The organism is Mucilaginibacter sp. McL0603, assembly GCF_049992945.1.
In the GTDB taxonomy this organism is placed as follows: domain Bacteria; phylum Bacteroidota; class Bacteroidia; order Sphingobacteriales; family Sphingobacteriaceae; genus Mucilaginibacter.
Genome location: NZ_CP188251.1, coordinates 2,037,399 through 2,053,877, shown reverse-complemented (window position 1 = coordinate 2,053,877; position 16,479 = coordinate 2,037,399). Strand labels below are relative to the sequence as shown.

Genomic DNA, 16,479 nt, shown 5'->3' with positions numbered 1-16,479 from the left:
GTCGATTTTAATCAAGGTCAAAATACGAAACATTTTTGACTATTGTTTAAGCTGAAGGTAAAAAAGTATATTGAGCGAACATGGCAATTTTGCCTCACCTAAATCCTCTCCAAAGGAGAGGACTTTAACTTCGCTCTTCCATTAGAATCCTCTCCAAAGGAGAGGGCAGGGTGAGGCAAAATTGCCAACCATAGGTGCCTCCTTTCTAAATTTACAACATTGACGCGTTTGCCCTCAAGGTAAAAAAGAGATTTTCCGCTATTCTATTATCTTTGCAGTCCCGATAACAATCGGCTTAAATAAATACGATGAATTTTGTTGAAGAACTACGCTGGCGGGGCATGCTGCATGATATTATGCCCGGAACTGAAGAATTACTGAATAAAGGAATGGTATCCGGCTATATCGGGTTTGATCCTACTGCCGATTCGCTGCATGTAGGCAGCCTGGCACAGATCATGACCATGATCCATTTTCAGCGTGCCGGTCATAAACCTTTTGCTTTGGTAGGCGGCGCCACCGGTATGGTGGGCGATCCATCAGGCAAATCAGCCGAGCGTAACCTGTTATCCGAAGATGTTTTGCAGCATAACCTTGCAGGTATAAAAGCCCAGTTGGAGAAATTTCTTAACTTTAACAGCAGCGCCAACAGCGCACAAATGGTAAATAATTACGATTGGTTTAAGGATTTTACCTTCCTCAACTTTATCCGCGAAGTGGGCAAGCATATCACTGTGAACTATATGATGGCCAAAGATTCGGTGAAGAACCGTATCAGTGGCGATACTGGTATGTCGTTCACCGAGTTTACTTACCAGTTGGTACAGGGCTATGATTTTTATTATTTGTGGAAACATCATAGCTGTGCTTTACAAATGGGTGGTTCGGACCAATGGGGTAACATCGTAACCGGTACCGAATTAATACGCCGTAAGGATGCAGGTGAAGCTTATGCCCTGACTACTCAATTGATCAAAAAGGCGGACGGCACCAAGTTCGGCAAGACCGAAGGCGGCAATATCTGGCTCGATCCTGAAAAGACATCACCTTATAAGTTTTACCAGTTCTGGCTAAACACCAGCGACGAGGATGCCAAAGCTTATATCCGCATATTTACTTTGTTTGATAAGGATACCATTGAAGCGATTGAGACTGAACACGCTGCTGCCCCACATATGCGGGCATTGCAAAAAGCGCTGGCGAAAGACATCACTATCCGTACACATGGCGAAAAGGAATATGATAAAGCCATACAGTCGTCTGAGTTCTTATTCGGCAATACTGGTATCGAGTTTTTAAATGAGCTGAATGAGGCTGAAGTATTGGGTTTATTTGAGGGCGTACCCAACTTTACAATAGCTTTGAGCGAATTGACCGAAGGCATTAACGTAGTTGATCTGCTTGGCGCAAAAACAACCGTGTTCCCATCAAAAGGCGAAGCGAAGAAAATGATACAGGGCGGTGGTGTGGCTATCAACAAAGCTAAAATTGGTTCGGCTGATGATACCTATAATAATAGCAGTCTTATCGGGGGTAAATTCCTGGTGGCGCAAAAAGGGAAGAAGAATTACTTTTTGATAGTTGCTGAATAATTTAAGCCTTAGAGTTTCTCAGTCACAGCACATTTAGATAACGTATTGCAGACACAGTCTGCAAGCATAGTTAGTCCGTAGTCAGGAGACTACGGACAGCATGGAGTCTTATCGGGGGCAAATTCCTGGTGGCACAGAAAGGGAAGAAGAATTACTTTCTGATTGTTGCTGAATAATTTAGGCTTTTAGGTTTCTCTTAGCCCCGGCACATTTAGATAACGTATTGCAGACACAGTCTGCAAGCATAGTAAGTCCATTGTCAGGAGACTACGGACTGCATCGATGGGGGGCAAAAACGAAATCAAAAATTAGCCTGCTCGTAATCGGGAACCTTGTTCTGATATTTTTATATTTGATGTCTAAATCTTAATCTTTTTAATGGTATCCGAACAAGATATTAATGACGCAAAGAAATTAGGTTATACAGTCGATGTTCCATCCGATCTGGCCGCAAAACAAATTAACGATCATTTCCCGGGATTAGAACTTATGACTTTGCTGGCAGGTATTGAGACACTATTGGATGCTCATACTGAAAAACCAGCAAACAAACGGATTGTAATTGATGCTGCTCCGGCACCTTATTTCCAAATTCTTTATTTGTCAAATAACTATGCTGACGAAGACAGGGGGTTAACCATGTCAAGGTATTTTGAGTACGAAAACAGCCGTCTGATCGTTTATCATCATTACCTGGTTATTCCAAAGAGCACCCGCGGACAAGGTCTTGGCACCAAGGTCATGGCTTTATGGTTTGACCAATATGTAAATATGGGGGTTAAAGAGATCCGGGTGCATGCAGGATTAAAGGACGGAGGTGCAGTTTGGGCAAAAGTTGGATTCAAAGCCACGGATAAAATTGAGATGGAAAACATTTTACAATCTGCGAGAACCATTCTTGCAGGCACAGAAGAATTGCAGGATGTCGAAGCTATTTTTAATAATTATTATCAAAAAGAACCAGATGGAAAAGCATTTCCTATCGAAGATTGGGCAAACATTGACGCGATGTTACCTGTTCTTAAACTGGACACTAAAAGTGTTCGGAAGATCGAAAAAATATACAACACTATTCATTTTGTCATTCTGAACGTAGTGAAGAATCTTCTGCGTTTACTAAGTATGCGCTATACTTTCCACCGTGAAGTCCTGGTGAAGAAGATTCTTCGCTATCGCTCAGAATGACAATCTTCTCTTTTGGCCATCTTCCGAACATCTATGAACTGGACACGAACAATTGGCACGGAAGGATCGATTTGACAAATCAAGAAGAATTACTTAACTTTAAAGAATATGTTGGTCGATAATAAGAATTTCAGGGAAGCAGAGCATATCGGAGAAGAAATGCTAAACGGAATTGATCTCGCTATGGACAGCAAATGCCGGTCGGTAGAACGTACATTATCCGATGGCGTTTTTACCCTGGAAAAAGCATTAAAACTTTATAAGGTTCCGAAAGAAACCTATTTTACCTACGTAGCGAAAAAACACGCCCAAAAGATAAATTCGGAGATTAGCTCAGCATCCGGCAAGGAACATTTCATGTCAGCAATAAACATCTTTGAAAAGATGATTTTCATTTCGTTTGCGCCGGTAATGGACATAAGTGAATTCGCTAAAATCCTTGATGATTTTAAAAATGTTTCTGCGGCAGTAGAAAAAGGAAGGATTTCCTTGAAAGAGAAAGTCACTTTAAAATAATCGCCGAAGCTTTTAACCGTCCCTATAAATTGATCTCACCTATTAATGTGCATTTGCGAAATGCCAGTGTGATGAATACCACCAAGAGGCTAAAATTTGTATAAACATTAGATTATTTAAGAATGGTCGGCTTTACTGTAGTTGTTTAATAATCGCCCGGAAATTTTCCAGCCCTGCTTCTAAATTTTCAAGAATATCCAAGGCCAAAACATCAGGATCAGGCAGGTTATCCAGATCGGCTAATGATTTATCCTTTAACCAGGTAATATCCAAACTTGCTTTGTCGCGGTTGATGATTTCATCGTAGCTAAATTTTCTCCACCGACCTTCGGGGTTGGTTTCGGAGTGATAAGTTTCTTTGCGTTTATGCCTGTTTTCGGGATTGTAACAAGTGATAAAGTCTTGCAGATCATCGAACTTCAGCGGGTTCTTTTTCAGGGTATGATGGATGTTAGTGCGGTAATCATAATACCACACTTCTTTTGTCCATGGGTCTTTTGATGATGGTTTGGCATCAAAGAAAACCACGTTGGCTTTTACACCATTGGCATAGAATATTCCTGTAGGCAAACGCAGGATGGTATGCAGGTCGGTAGTTTCCAAAAGTTTTTTGCGGACTAACTCCCCTGCCCCGCCTTCAAATAACACATTATCCGGTAATACTACTGCAGCCATACCAGTTGTTTTGAGCATGGTGCGGATGTGCTGCACAAAGTTAAGCTGCTTATTACTGGTGGTGGCGAAAAAATCCTGGCGGTTGTAGGTGAGGTCTTCTTTTTCCTGTTCGCCTTCTTCGTTGGTAAAAGTTTGACTGCTTTTTTTACCGAAAGGCGGATTGGCTAACACATAATCATAAGTGATACTGCTTTGCGCGATAAGGGCATCTGCCGGCGAAATATTATTATCGCTGTCAATATCCCCGATGTTGTGCAGGAAAAGGTTCATCAAAGCCAGGCGACGTGTACCGGCTACGATCTCATTACCAAAGAAGGTATTGTATTTCAGAAATTGCTTTTGTTCCTTGTCGAGCTTGTAATTCTTTTCGTCGGCTAGGTAATCATAGGCAGCCAGGAAAAAGCCTCCTGTACCGCAGGCAGGATCGGCAATGGTTTTATTGGGTTGGGGGCGAACGCAGGCTACCATAGCTTTGATTAAAGCCCTTGGGGTGAAATACTGCCCGGCGCCGCTTTTGGTATCCTCGGCATTCTTTTCCAGCAGGCCCTCATAGATGTCACCTTTTACATCGGTGCCCATCATGATCCAGTTTTCACGGTCTATCAGGTCAACCAGTTTATACAGTTTGGCGGGGTCCTGTATCTTATTCTGGCTTTTGGTGAATATCTGGCCCAGTACACCTTTTTGTGTGCCTAAAGTACGCAGCAACTCGGTATAGTGACTTTCTAAAGGTGCGCCGCGCAAAGCGGTTAAGCTTTCCCAGTTATACTCGTTGGGTATCGGCAGTTTGCGGTTATAGGGCGGCTTACTGTACTCATCCGCCATTTTTAAGAAAAGCAAATAAGTAAGCTGCTCCAGGTAATCTCCATAACTTACGCCATCATCGCGCAGGGTATTACAGAAGGACCAGACTTTGGATATGATTGCGGAGGATGTCATATGATTATGAAATAATTTTTAAAAAAGGAATTTGGTCCTTTTTTGTATTAGGAAGAAATTGCCAGTATTGCAGATTTAAATTGAGTCTTTGCTTTAACCGTTTGAAATAATTTAGCATTTGACCCTCTAACGCTGATGGCGAAACAACTATCAGATCTTTTATTAAAATATCATCATACCAAAAAGCATAATCAACCAGTTGCCCTAAAGCTTCGCGGATATTCTTCCTGACATTAATGCTTGTTTTAACTTCAATAATAGAATAGAGTTTTTCAGAATGTTTTAAAACGACATCAGCAGTGTTATCTCCAAACCTGGTTTTTTCTACAGATAGATTTCCTGCTTTTAACGTGTACACTGGCTTTAAGAATTTTTCTAACTCCGTTGTTATATCGCTATGCACACGGGTAATGGTTTTAGTAGAGCTTGTCAAATTCCTCTCAAATTCTAATTTGTTTTCAGCGACACCGCTATTAAAAAAGAATGCATCTTTAGGCAGGACACCGGCAATAATCTCGTCTAATGTATCGTCAATTATATAAGGCTGAAAGCGATTGTACTTTCGCCCTTTTAACCCCGGAATTGGTATAGGTTTTTCGAACAATTCGTTCCCCTCTATTTTAAATTTCACTGATGCAACAAAGCCGTAATAAAGACCTTTTTCATCTGCCTTAGCCTCAATCAACTCTGATTTCATATCATCAAGATATTTATCATAAAGTTTTTGAGCAATTTTTTCTTCCGGTTCGTAGCCGACAATAACTTCGAGATTATGAATTATTCCGACGATGTATCTCTGGGAAGTTTGAGGCTTGATAGTGAATAAATAGGCATTATCGATTACTTCAACATTTTCAGAAAGACCATGAACGCCTCTAATATAACCATATTGAAAACCGTCTTTTTGATATCTTGTATTGAATAACCATTCTTCGCCACCAAATCCATATTGATTTTCAAAAGCAATATTTGAATCACCCTGATTTTTTTTCTTCCATTCGTGCCCGCAGGGTGCTTCCCATCCTTTACTATTCCAGGTTAGACGGAGTAACCGCTTTTCATTTTTTTGTTGATTTTTTAACTTAACTACGCCCCCCTCTCTTATGAATAGATGAGGATAATTATTGACTCTTGCACTTACTTGTTCTGCTTCAGGAGATTTCCCATCCTTCGGTCGCTGCCATAAGTTTTTCGCTTTGATGATATCCGCGATGTTTCCAACTGATAGTGGCCCCTCGGCTTCCTGTAAGACATTAACAATAACCTCGTGTAGTTTCATCCTAGTTAGCTTTTATTGTAAATAACCACTCGAAAAAATGTTTTTCTTCTTCCGGGGTCAATTTTGGCGGTGTTCGCGTACCTGGAATTCTCTTAAAAATCTTATCCAAATCTTCATTAGTCATTTCAGGCGGGTTCTCTAAATATTTGTGATTCCCCCAAATGTGGCAAATCGCTACTATCGAAGATTCGGTCGACCTCTTTATATAGCCATTATCCCACCCAGATAATGAACCACTGTCGTCAACCCAATTATTCCACCCACCCATTTTGTGAGTTTGCTCTAAAGGATAAGGTTTGTTCTCTTGAACCATCAGGTTATTTGGTAATGAATAATCATGCTCTATATACCAATCAGCTGCATCTCGGTGTCCTTCTATAATTCTTTCTACTTCTAAAATGGCTACCAGTTTCCTGGTGCCTACACCCATTTTATTGGTTGTATAAATAATCTTATCGCCTTTTTGCAGCTTCTTAGAAAATCCCGGCCTGCATAAACCGGTTATACAGGGATGATCATTTTGGAAGTCAGGCTCTCTTCTACATGAGCCGTCTATGTATTCCGGAAAACTATATTTTTCAACTGCTTCTAAACCAGATTTTGTACAACGCAGAGGATAAAAAGATGTAAAATAAACGCTCATACCGATTCGTAGTTTCTCACCAACTTCCCCTCAAAAGCCCTTTTCAAAATACTTTGCCTCAAGGCTTCGGCTTGTTGCAGGCTGTTGTTTATGGTTTCTTCCATTTTATCACATACACTCAGGCGGCTTTCTATTTCCAGAATAATTTCTGATTGTTCTTTTAAAGAAGGAAGTGAAATTTTTGCTTCTTTAATTTTCCCGAGAATTATTCTTTTTATAGCAGTGCCGGTCATGCTTTGTAATATCACTTTATTGCCAAATGGACTTTGTATAAAATATTTTAACAACTCGGCTCTTAAAATCTGTTTTTTAGGTTTAAATAAACAGACGCTTGATAGTAGACTAAAAGGTTCCTTTAATGTATTTAAAGTTACTTCACCTGTATTGATTCCATCTTTTGTTAGTAAGACATCCCCATATTCCGGATTGCATCTTCCATAAATTGATTCGTGGTAATCTTTATCCACGTAATATAACTTCCGAAAATCCATGTAATTATTACGGATGTTTTTAGCAGTGATGTACATGAAACGATTTTCGCCGGGTTCATCATATTGAACTTGTGGTGAGAAATGGGAGCCATCTTGAATCTTGTCGCAAACATCTCGCAATTTCACCCATTCCCACCCCTCTGGCAATTCCCCATCCTTTACATTCTCATTGGTCAATTTCCCCTCAAAAGCCCATTTTAAAACCGCCTGCCTGTAAACTTTGAGCTGCTGCTGCGCGATCTTTAAATTTTCAATGCCTTTATCTAGTTCGCTAAAAAGTTCTTCTATTTTTTCAACAATATTACTTTGTTCATCGGGGGGCGGTAAAGGAATATATAAGTTTTTTAAAATACCCTGGCTTATATTAGGTTGCGCACCTCCAATGCCTTGATTGATTAAATCCCGTCGTTTAAAAAACAAATAATTATAAAGATAGCGTTGATCTATTTTGTCATTTTTAAAAATCCCACATATAGCTTGATTTGTTGCAGCATCAATCCCTAAATACGCTAATTTGCCAATTGTTGCACCGTACAAGGCAATCAACAAAGTCCCTTTTGGAAATACTTTTGCGCTGGAATTTTTAATAGCTTCATTGGTTATTTTCTCTTCGGAATCAAATATTACGCCTTTATCTAACTCGCCTGACTTTATCCATGGGATATTTCCACCATAATATTCGGGTTGTTTTCTGCTTGGTGTTCCCCCGCTTGTTGTATCACAAACATCTCCAAGCTTTGTAATTTCCCATCCTGTTGGTAAATTATCAATCACATTATGGTTTTGATTATTCATCTGTTAGTGTCGTTTTGCCAATTAAGCAAGTAATTGCTGATTGTTAAACAGTTATGCATTTTGTCGTTTTCCTAGTTAAGGAAGAATTATTTTATCCCCAATAAGGCAAATATTCAACGTACTTTGTCGAAGTATTTTCAGGATCTTTTGGCTTGATCTTTCCTTCGTTCAAGGCTTGTTTGATTATTAGTGAAATTTGAGGTCGTTGTCTTTCGCTCATTTTAAAACGTTCTCTTAAACTAGTATTATTCATACTGCCGCTACTTAGATATCTGATAATACTGTGCTGATAACATGCCTCAACTCGTTCCCGTTCCGTTAATTTTGCGAAACTTTTAGGTGCATATAAGGTTGCCCTAAAAGAATTATCAAATTCTTCCAGTTTTAAAGGGGGCAGCCCGTAAAACTCGATTGCGGAAATAGTTTTGGTAAAGCCTGAACCTCTCTCTTCACATATTCCAAATCGTCTAAATGAAGAAGCTAAGAGTTCATTTCGTGATTCTGGAGTTGTTCCGATCAAGCGTTCAATTTTTTTACTTGGAAGTAGTTTACCTGGGTTGGTTATACTAATTCTATCATCAAAAATTTCAATAAGCGGCCCTGTGCCTTTAATTGTAAAATCCTGATGAATTAAGGCGTTAGCAAATAGTTCTCTTATGGCTATCTCCGGGAAAACAGTAATCTCAGTACGAAAGGCAGATTTTATTATTTCACTTGATGGTAATAATTGTTTTACAAAATCAATTAAACCTTCAAACCCAATTGCGTAGCCCTTTGATCCAGGAAATTCTCTTATTGTTTCATTCTTATTTAAACCTTTGTATTTTATTACTCTTATGCATTTCCTTGCCAAATCATCAAAATCTGGTAAATTATGGGCTCCTGCTAAAGCACCGAAATTTGTAATATAATAGCCAACCCCATCAATTTCCTTAATCATTTTCTCATGTTGCATTATGCTAAGTGTTTCATCAGCATTATTAGGAACCGGTTTCGCAAGTAATTTGAAAATACTTTTATAATCAATTATTGATAGCACTTCGAATGTAGTCATCAATTTCGAAGCGTTTAGTTCTTCGTATTGAGGTGTTTTGCTATTTAACATCAACCCACCTAACTCTTGTCTGGAAGATTTTCTGGTAGTCCCTCCCGATCTTATAAAGGCATCTTCAATAGTTTTACTCTTAATATAAACGGGCTTAATCGATGATTCTTTAATGTGTACAAACAACAAGGGTTTATTCTGGTATAATTCAATTGCATGATCAATAGTTACCAGAGGCTCCAACGCATCTCTACTGATTGAACTTAACCTTTCAACTATATCATTTGCGTGTTTTTGATCTATACCAACAACATTGCCTTGTTTGTTATCAATGCCAAATACCATAATTCCTCCTCCTGGTTGATTAGCAAATGCGGATATATGTTGGGCAAGTTTATCTGATTTGGGAGATAGGTCTTCTTTCCAATCTATTTCATTAAGTTCTTGTGGTATAGGTTTCAAACTATTATCGAGCAATCCAAATGCTCTTGATATCCAGTTTTTGTCCATGTCGTTTTCCTAATTAAGCAAAAATCAACTGATTTACAGTAGTTTATGCAATATAAAGTTTTTACTGTTAAACAGACTATGCCGCCAGTACCTCGTTCAATTCGTTAATAATTTCATTGGTTTTTTCGCCAAATAGCTGCCACATTTTGCCCAGGCCGCCTTGTTTGTTAAAAGGGTCAAGCTCAAAATCGTCCGCCTCCACATGAAAGGACGAAGCTATATAATCTTTTATCATTCGCAGCCATTGCATTTGCGTTTCGGTAAATTTTATCGCGCCACCGGCCTGTTTCTGAAACACCCAATCCTGGAAGTTCTTGTCCACCGTTTTATCATAAGCCGTCAGCGTGGCATCATTGCCTATCAGTTTGCGTATCAATGCCACAAGGGCCATCAGTTCGTTTTTGGGCTGCCCGTTCACCTTTTCCAGTTGCTCATAAGCCCGCCAGATATTTAACGGTGCAATGGTTGGCTTGCTGGTTTTTATCGCTTCCACCAGGTCTTTGATCATTTTATAAGTGAGCTCGCGCCGGTGGTAAGCCTGTCCGTAAAATATTTGCAGGGCGGTAATTTCGGTTTTGTGTTCCTCTATCCACACCCTGAAATCGTTGATTAAACTTTCGGCGACCACTTTATTATCCTTCACCCAGCCAATGTTCAATAATTCGTCGGGGTTGATATGGTCCATTACCTGGTCGTACTTTTTGCGTACGTCTATCACAAAATCGCGCAGCTCATAATTATTAAAAATGGCTGTAGCGCGGTTTATCAAATCGTTATGTCTTTCGTTTAGTAAGTTGTCCTTTTCCAAAGGTGCTGCGCCCGCAAATTGTTCATCAATACTCCGGCGCATGCTTTCCACCGTATCCGGGTCATAAGCGTTCAGTAATTGCTTTACCACATGGTTAATGGTTTGCCCATCGGCTTTTTCGGCAAAGGTCATCTTTTCCCGCTCGCTGATCTGCTTATCCAGGCGGATAAGGCGGTTAGCCAAAGTGGTCAGCATATCCTCGCTCTTATTACCCATAGCAATGCTTTCCACCACTTCCTTTAATGACATACCCGGTTTCTTTTCAAGCGGACGGCTATCGGTCTTCTGGCTTTTCTCTACGCCAATGGCATCAATGATCACAAAATGGTCTTTGGTAAATTTGGCAGCAGGTGTGCCGGTAGCTTTCAGTTCTTCCAGTCCGCATGTGCGGGTACCGCGGCCCTTCATCTGCTCATAATAACTGCGGCTTTTTACATCGCGCATAAACAGCAATACTTCCAGCGGGCGAATGTCGGTACCTGTAGCGATCATATCCACCGTAACCGCTACACGTGGGTAATAACTATTGCGGAACTGCTGCAATATGCTTTTAGGGTCTTCCTCGCTTCGGTAGGTGATCTTTTTGCAGAATTTATTTTCCTCGGCGAATTCTTCGCGGACAATGTTGATGATATCATCTGCATGGCTGTCGCTTTTTGCGAAGATGAGCATTTTGGGAACCTCGAATGACTCAGTAGCAGGGGCAGTAGCAGTTGCAGGGGTTATTTGGATTCGGTCAGGAAACATCGAAGGTAAACTATCCTTAACCGCTTTAATGATCATCCTGATCTGGTTGGGGTTTACTACCTTATCATCCAGTTGTTTAGCTGAGTATTCTACTTCTTCGTCCAGGGTATTCCAAAACTGCTTGCGGGTGAGCTTTTGTCGCTGGCCAATGTATTCGCCAAGCTCTATTTTTGCACCTTGTTTAGTGATCTTCGTTTCTATCTCGAATACGTTGTAAGGTACTAACACGCCATCTTCCACCGCTTTTTGATAGCCATAATCACAAACCAGGTTCTGGTTAAAATAACCAAAGGTGCGGTTATCGGGCGTAGCAGTTAAACCGATCTGGAAGGCATCAAAATAATCCAATACCTGTTTCCACAGGTTGTATATGCTGCGGTGACATTCATCAACCACTATGAAATCAAAAAACTCCATGGGTGTGCGCTCATTATACACCACAGGCAGGGGTTCTTTGGTAGTAAATTTCTTTTCATTGGGGTTTTCTTCTTCGTCCCGCTCGTCCAATTCAGTCCCTTTTAATATAGAATAAAGGCGCTGTATGGTACTGATATAAACCTGGCTATCGCCCGGAATAAAGGAACTGCTTAAACGGGTAACGCCATACAATTCGGGAAACAGGCGGTTATCATCCTGCGGTTCATAACGTTTAAACTCCTGTTCAGCCTGTTCGCCCAGGTTGCGTGTATCAACTAAAAACAAAACCCGTTTGGCTCGTGCAAATTTGAGCAAACGGTATATAAAAGTAATAGCCGTAAATGTTTTACCAGAACCGGTAGCCATTTGTATTAAGGCTTTTGGACGAGCATCCTTAAAGGAATGCTCGAGGTTGGTAATTGCCTGCACCTGACAGGCGCGTAAGCCATCTTCGGGCAATACCGGTATATCATGCAGGCGTTTGCGCAACGTTTTATCCTGTTTTATCCATTGCAGGAATGTTTCGGGCCTATGAAAAGTAAATACAGGTCTTGACCTTGGTTTCGGATCGCGATAATCTGTAAACCTTGTTAGTTCGCCCGTGCTTTCATATACGAAAGGCAGAGGGTCATTATTCAGGTATTTAAGTTTCGCGGTAGCATATTCGGTTGATTGGTCCTCAACCATGGTGAGTTTTAATCCTTCTTCTTCGCGCTTGGCCTCAATAATTCCTGCTGGTTTTGAATCAACAAACAGTACATAATCAGCAGGGCCAATATCAGTTTGATATTCCCTTATCGCTACGCCTAAACCTGCGCTGATGTTGCTTTTGGATTTATCCTGAACGACCCAACCGGACGCGATCAACTGCTTGTCGATATTGTCTCTGGCTATCTGTTCAGGATTTTGGTTCAAGATTCAGGGTTTGGTTTATAAAAATAGCGTTTCCTTATCAAAATCAAAGAACTTTTACAGATGATATGTCTTAATTCATATTAAGCAACAACAAATTTGTGAAAGACAGACCAGCAGGGTGCCAGGCTTTTCTTTTAATCAGCTATAAGGAGTTTGCTGAGGTTTAATATTGTGGTGACACTGTTTTGTCAGTAGTTGAGAAAATTTAAAATTCTGATAATTAGGCGATTAACTGATTGTTCATAAGCGTTCATGCGCTCGTGAACGTGAACACCAACGCAAAAAGGCAGGAAGAATTAATCCTCATCGTTGCTGAATAATCTAAGCTTTTACCTATACCCCATCGCCTGCAGATCGAATAATTCAGCATAGCGGCCGCCCTTTATCAGTAGCTCTTCGTGACTGCCTATTTCTATCAGTTCGCCTTTTTCCAAAACTAATATGCGATCAGCCATACGTACGGTACTAAACCGGTGCGAGATCAGGACGGCAGATTTACCTTTGGTAAGCTCAGCAAAACGCTGGAAAACTTCAAACTCTGCCCGTGCATCCAGTGCGGAGGTTGGTTCGTCCAGTATCAACAATTGTGCATCGCGCATATAGGCACGGGCTAGGGCTACTTTCTGCCATTCGCCGCCTGATAGCTCTACCCCGTCGGCAAAGCGTTTGCCCAGCATCTGGTCATATGATCCCGGTAATTTGGAAGCCAGTAAATCAGCCATGCTGCGCTGCGCCGAAGACACGATGAGCGGACGGTTTTCTTTTTGATTGATATTCCCTACGGCGATATTCTGCGCAAAGGTCATCTGGTACCGCAAATAATCCTGAAAAATGATACCGACGTTGAGGCGCAGATCAGCCAGATCATATTCGCGCAGGTCTATGCCATCTAATAGGATGCGCCCCTCGGTTGGATCATATAAGCGGGAAAGCAATTTTACCAGGGTAGTTTTGCCAGCGCCGTTCTCCCCTACCAAAGCCAGTTTTTCGCCGGGATTAAGTGTAAAGCTCAAATGGCGGTTAGCCCAACGCTCTGAATTGACATATCTGAAACCTACATCCTCAAAAGTAAAACCCTGCTGCATTTTTTTGGGGAATGGCAGCGGATTAGCTGATGCTTTGATTTTAGGTATGATCTCGAAGAACTCAAAAAAGTCGCGCAGGTAAATAGCGCCTTGTGATACTGATGTAAAACGGGTTAAAATGCCCTCGAGCAAACTACGCAATTGCCTGAATGACCCCGCCAGGAAAACTAATTGACCGATGGTCACACTGCCATCAACTGTTTTTATAATGATGACCACATAAGCCGCATAATATCCAAGACTGCCCAGCACGGCAAAAATAGTCCCCCATATGGAGCGGCGGATAGAGAGCATCCTGTTATCATCATAAAACTTACCCGATAACTGCCTGAAACGCTCTATGATAAATCCCGACAGGTCAAATATTTTTACTTCTTTAGCTGTTTCGTCACTGGCACCGAGGTATCGTACATAATCCAGTTCCCGGCGCTCCGGCGTTTGCCCGCGGGTTAGCGCATAACTTTTATCGTTAAAATAGGATTCGCCTAAAAAGGCTGGAATAATAGCGATAAGCAGCAGAACAATAAGCCATGGATTAAAAGCCATTAAACCTACTGCCAAAAAACCCATGGTGATCAGGTCCTGCACCTGGCTCATTACCTGCGATAGTAATATGGTGCGCCCAACGGTTTGCTGCCGGGCGCGTTCCAGTTTATCGTAAAAAATGGAATCTTCGAACTGGTCAAGATCAAGCGTAGCAGCGTGCTCCATTATCTTTACCGAGGTATGGTTGCTGAAAAGGTCGCCCAGCAAACTATCCATCAGTGTGATGGCCCTGCTCAATGCATCAGTTAATATAGCTAAGCCCAGTTCAGTTCCCACCAATACCCATAAATGATGCGTACCGGCACTATGCGAATGATTTAATTTAATAACCTCATCAATAATCAGCTTGCCTACAAAAAGCAGGGCAAGCGGCATAGCTGAGCGCAGGATGCGGAGAACTGAGGTAACAATGGTCATCCAATGGTTAGTCTGCCAAACCAGTTTAAAAAAGGCCGGCAGGTTGCGTAGCGCAGCAAGGCGTTCTTTTAAAGTAAGGGGGTCTATGCGTGTGTTTTTGGGTGGACGGATATTCAATCGTTTATCTTTCTTTTTTAAAACTTTAAGTAAAATTACTTAATTTGGAGTAGTGTTTTTAGCGATGCAGGTTTTGTGAGCCGTAAATGACACATGTCTCAAGAGTCAAGATGATAGAATCAGGAATCAAGGAATCAAAAATTAAGAATCAGGATGTTAGAACCAGGAATCAAGAGAAAATAAAAAGCAACTTCATTTGTAACTATTTCCAGGCTCTTCAATCTTAGTTCTTGAATCCTGATTCTTAGCGCTTGATTCTTGAATAAAATATTATTTATAAAAGTCTACTAATTATATCGTATTATTTTTACAATTTGCAGACCAATTACATTAGATGTTTAAACATCTAATTAATACCTTTGTACTATTATTTTAAAACAATTCAAAAAAGACATTAAATGAAAAAGATCATTTTATTAGCTGCCGTTGCTCTGTTGAACACTGCAGTATTTGCACAAACATGGAACGTAAATAAAGCGCATTCGCATTTTACATTTACCATTACTCACTTAGCCGTATCTGACGTTGACGGTGTATTTAAAGATTTTGATGCTACTATCGTTTCATCAAAACCAGATTTCAGCGATGCTAAATTTAACTTCACTGCAAAAACTGCTTCTGTTACTACAGGTGTTGACCAACGCGACACACACATCAAAAGCCCTGACTTTTTTGACGTAGCTAAATACCCTACTGTTACTTTTGTTAGCACTTCTATCACACCTACAACTGCTAACCACTACAAATTAAACGGTAACTTAACTTTAAACGGTGTTACTAAACCAGTTACACTTGACCTTTGGTACCGTGGTACTATTACCAACCCAATGAGCAAAGCTCCTGATGCTGGTTTCCAGGTTACAGGTACTATCAACCGTTCTGATTTTACTTTCGGAAGCAAATTTGGTTCACCAATGCTGAGCGACGAAGTTTCTTTCAAAGCATCAGGCGAGTTTGATAAAGCAAACTAAGCATAGTTTTTCCAGATTAAATTATAATATGTGATGAGCGTCCGGAGATTTCCGGGGCGCTTTTTTTATGCTGCCACTCTTGTGAATGTCATTGTACGGCCTATGATTTTAATGTGCCAGTAGCCTTTTACCTTCAATTCTCCATCTTTATCAATATAGCCTGCGGCATCCCATTGCTTACCGTGCTGGGCATCGTAGATGGTCCCGCCCTCCCAGGTATGGCTATCGGCATCGTATCTGAGACCGTTTAATATATCCAGACCTACTATTTTACGATTACGCAAAGCGGGATCAGGGTTGTGTTTATCGCGCCACTCCTCCATCGGCTTGCTCGGATCATCATTAAACCAAACAATTTTAGCCCTGAACTCACCTTTTTCCTTATAAACCTCTACGATCAGTTTTTTATCAGATGATATCCATTTACCGCATATCCGGTCGCTTTCAGGCGCGGTATTTGCGAATGATTGAAACCCTAAACCAATAAAAAAAACAAGAGACAGTAATTTAAACATAGCCAATAAACCAATAACTGCTTAATAGGTTTTGGCAAAGATAGTAATGTTGGGTTGGATTGGGTTGATTAGGTTAGATTGGGTTGATTGGGATATCATACATCTATCTCCTGTTGGGTGGAAAGGGTCGCTATTATTCCTGAGCGGTTTTGGCAGGGGATTGCATGGCAGTAGGTTTAAATTGATATGAATTAGTAAATACTAAATCAAATAAGAAAGCTTACTTTTTCAGAACCTCCTTATTATGAGGCTAAAGCCATTTGTGTTTATT

Annotated in this window: 12 protein-coding genes; 4 read left to right on the top strand and 8 right to left on the bottom strand. The window is 40.7% G+C overall.

The genetic code is table 11. The features are described 5' to 3' along the window. Nucleotides 1-308 precede the first annotated feature (308 nt). From tyrS to ACPPVU_RS09575, 3 genes are all read left to right on the top strand, one after another. On the top strand, nucleotides 309-1,592 hold the full coding sequence (gene tyrS / locus ACPPVU_RS09585; protein ID WP_426671477.1) for a tyrosine--tRNA ligase: 1,284 nt from the start codon (nucleotides 309-311) through the stop codon (nucleotides 1,590-1,592). A 378-nt stretch (nucleotides 1,593-1,970) separates the two neighbouring features. Next, entirely contained in the window at nucleotides 1,971-2,777 is an 807-nt protein-coding gene (locus tag ACPPVU_RS09580) for a hypothetical protein (protein WP_426671476.1), read from the top strand. Between the two features lie 108 nt (nucleotides 2,778-2,885). Beyond that, nucleotides 2,886-3,293, top strand: coding sequence for a hypothetical protein (locus ACPPVU_RS09575; protein WP_426671475.1), 408 nt, complete (start codon nucleotides 2,886-2,888; stop codon nucleotides 3,291-3,293). A gap of 132 nt (nucleotides 3,294-3,425) precedes the next feature. Here the strand turns inward: ACPPVU_RS09575 and ACPPVU_RS09570 are convergent, their stop codons facing one another. From ACPPVU_RS09570 to ACPPVU_RS09540, 7 genes are all read right to left on the bottom strand, one after another. Beyond that, nucleotides 3,426-4,907 carry an N-6 DNA methylase gene (locus ACPPVU_RS09570; RefSeq protein ID WP_426671474.1) on the bottom strand — a complete coding sequence of 494 codons (1,482 nt, stop codon included), beginning with the start codon at nucleotides 4,905-4,907 and terminating at the stop codon, nucleotides 3,426-3,428. A gap of 4 nt (nucleotides 4,908-4,911) precedes the next feature. Further along, nucleotides 4,912-6,186: a hypothetical protein gene (locus ACPPVU_RS09565; RefSeq protein ID WP_426671473.1), complete on the bottom strand. Its 1,275-nt coding sequence runs from the start codon at nucleotides 6,184-6,186 to the stop codon at nucleotides 4,912-4,914. 1 nt (nucleotide 6,187) lies between these two features. After that, the gene (locus tag ACPPVU_RS09560) at nucleotides 6,188-6,829 is read right to left on the bottom strand and encodes a hypothetical protein (protein ID WP_426671472.1); all 642 of its coding nucleotides are present in this window, start codon (nucleotides 6,827-6,829) and stop codon (nucleotides 6,188-6,190) included. Continuing rightward, nucleotides 6,826-8,115, bottom strand: coding sequence for a restriction endonuclease subunit S (locus ACPPVU_RS09555; RefSeq protein WP_426671471.1), 1,290 nt, complete (start codon nucleotides 8,113-8,115; stop codon nucleotides 6,826-6,828). Before ACPPVU_RS09555 ends, ACPPVU_RS09560 begins: the two co-directional genes overlap by 4 nt. 91 nt (nucleotides 8,116-8,206) lie before the next feature. After that, entirely contained in the window at nucleotides 8,207-9,670 is a 1,464-nt protein-coding gene (locus tag ACPPVU_RS09550; RefSeq protein ID WP_426671470.1) for an ATP-binding protein, read from the bottom strand. A 76-nt stretch (nucleotides 9,671-9,746) separates the two neighbouring features. Next, nucleotides 9,747-12,557 carry a type I restriction-modification enzyme R subunit C-terminal domain-containing protein gene (locus tag ACPPVU_RS09545; protein ID WP_426671469.1) on the bottom strand — a complete coding sequence of 937 codons (2,811 nt, stop codon included), beginning with the start codon at nucleotides 12,555-12,557 and terminating at the stop codon, nucleotides 9,747-9,749. A gap of 329 nt (nucleotides 12,558-12,886) precedes the next feature. Then, nucleotides 12,887-14,722, bottom strand: a complete 1,836-nt coding sequence (locus ACPPVU_RS09540; RefSeq protein ID WP_426671468.1) for an ABC transporter ATP-binding protein — start codon at nucleotides 14,720-14,722, stop codon at nucleotides 12,887-12,889. Between the two features lie 398 nt (nucleotides 14,723-15,120). Here ACPPVU_RS09540 and ACPPVU_RS09535 point away from each other — a divergent pair, with 398 nt between their 5' ends. Further along, nucleotides 15,121-15,693, top strand: coding sequence for a YceI family protein (locus ACPPVU_RS09535; RefSeq protein ID WP_426671467.1), 573 nt, complete (start codon nucleotides 15,121-15,123; stop codon nucleotides 15,691-15,693). A 65-nt stretch (nucleotides 15,694-15,758) separates the two neighbouring features. Here the strand turns inward: ACPPVU_RS09535 and ACPPVU_RS09530 are convergent, their stop codons facing one another. After that, complete coding sequence (locus tag ACPPVU_RS09530) at nucleotides 15,759-16,208, bottom strand: DUF2147 domain-containing protein (RefSeq protein WP_426671466.1); 450 nt, start codon at nucleotides 16,206-16,208, stop codon at nucleotides 15,759-15,761. Between the last annotated feature and the right edge of the window lie 271 nt (nucleotides 16,209-16,479).

Coding starts and splice junctions, on each gene's coding strand:
- tyrS (WP_426671477.1), top strand. CDS start 309: ATGAATTTTGTTGAAGAACTACGCTGGCGGGGCATGCTGCATGATATT.
- ACPPVU_RS09580 (WP_426671476.1), top strand. CDS start 1,971: ATGGTATCCGAACAAGATATTAATGACGCAAAGAAATTAGGTTATACA.
- ACPPVU_RS09575 (WP_426671475.1), top strand. CDS start 2,886: ATGTTGGTCGATAATAAGAATTTCAGGGAAGCAGAGCATATCGGAGAA.
- ACPPVU_RS09570 (WP_426671474.1), bottom strand. CDS start 4,907: ATGACATCCTCCGCAATCATATCCAAAGTCTGGTCCTTCTGTAATACC.
- ACPPVU_RS09565 (WP_426671473.1), bottom strand. CDS start 6,186: ATGAAACTACACGAGGTTATTGTTAATGTCTTACAGGAAGCCGAGGGG.
- ACPPVU_RS09560 (WP_426671472.1), bottom strand. CDS start 6,829: ATGAGCGTTTATTTTACATCTTTTTATCCTCTGCGTTGTACAAAATCT.
- ACPPVU_RS09555 (WP_426671471.1), bottom strand. CDS start 8,115: ATGAATAATCAAAACCATAATGTGATTGATAATTTACCAACAGGATGG.
- ACPPVU_RS09550 (WP_426671470.1), bottom strand. CDS start 9,670: ATGGACAAAAACTGGATATCAAGAGCATTTGGATTGCTCGATAATAGT.
- ACPPVU_RS09535 (WP_426671467.1), top strand. CDS start 15,121: ATGAAAAAGATCATTTTATTAGCTGCCGTTGCTCTGTTGAACACTGCA.
- ACPPVU_RS09530 (WP_426671466.1), bottom strand. CDS start 16,208: ATGTTTAAATTACTGTCTCTTGTTTTTTTTATTGGTTTAGGGTTTCAA.